Annotated in this window: 1 protein-coding gene; it reads right to left on the bottom strand. The window is 30.5% G+C overall.

Annotated elements, in window-relative coordinates; translation table 11 throughout:
• Positions 1-514: 514 nt before the first annotated feature.
• Positions 515-871, bottom strand: coding sequence for a response regulator (locus tag ACEWK1_RS27655; protein ID WP_416636886.1), 357 nt, complete (start codon positions 869-871; stop codon positions 515-517).
• Positions 872-1,087: the final 216 nt, after the last annotated feature.

Below are 1,087 nucleotides of genomic sequence, written 5' to 3' on the forward strand. Positions count from 1 at the left end.
CAAAAACACGTCAAAGTGTCACGAAAAGGTGACACCCCAAAAAGTACAACAAAACTAGTCATACCAACACTTCTAACCACTTTTAACATTCTCTCTCTATTATCACTATTGTTTAATAGCAATTCGCTCCTTATTTGGCAACCCTAATTTTAGATATTTTTCGTTATCGCCCTAAAGGCTAAAGGGTTGCCATCAAGGCAACCAAAACCTTGTCTCTAAGGTGGGCGATAAGCTATGTTTCACAAAGCAATGAAAATGACAGTATTAAAAGATTTACCTGATAAATTATTTTAAATTTAAGTCGTGGTTGTCATTCGATAACTACGACTTTTTTATTGTTTTCGTGTGTTGCAAATATACAACACACGAAAATGCCTACAAACGTTGATATAACAACATTTATAACCTAAAAAAACTCTCTCTCTTCTCACTCTATATTTAATAGCAATTCGGCTCTTGTTTTGCAAGACTAATTTTATGTATTTTTCGTTATTGCCCTAAAGGCAACCAAAATTTAGTCTGTAAGTTTTTTTATTGTGGGTATTAATTGATCAAAATTTGGCTTTATAATAAAATCTTTTGCTCCAGATCGAATTGCTTCTATCATTGTATATTTTGTTGCTAAGGCTGAAAATACTATCACATTTGCATTAGGGTTAATTTCCATTATTTTTCTAAGAGCAATAATTCCATCAACATTAGGCATTGTTAAATCAAGTAATACAATATCTGGTTGATAATGTGTAAAATAATCGATTGCTTCTTTTCCATCTTTGGCTTCTGCAATTACATGATAATCATTTTGTTTAATAATTTCTTTAATCCTAGTTCTCATAAATGAAGAATCATCTGCTATTAATACTGTTTTCATAATCATTTCCCCTTTTAGGGATAAACTCGGCTTTATGGTTGTAACACTAAAACTTAAATGATTATAGTTTATAGATGGTAATTGTAGAATTCTGTTAATAAAGCTGGTTTTCCTAATAAATATCCTTGGGCAATAGGAATACCTAAGGATTTTGCCATTTCCATATCCATTTCATTTTCTAAACCTTCTAGAATTAATTGACTTTTATATTCTTGA

Source organism: Metabacillus sp. YM-086, assembly GCF_048059995.1.
In the GTDB taxonomy this organism is placed as follows: Bacteria; Bacillota; Bacilli; order Bacillales; family Bacillaceae; genus Metabacillus; species Metabacillus litoralis_B.

What these genes read in the sequence shown, in the direction of transcription:
- ACEWK1_RS27655 (WP_416636886.1), bottom strand. Translation starts at nt 871, where the DNA reads ATGAAAACAGTATTAATAGCAGATGATTCTTCATTTATGAGAACTAGG.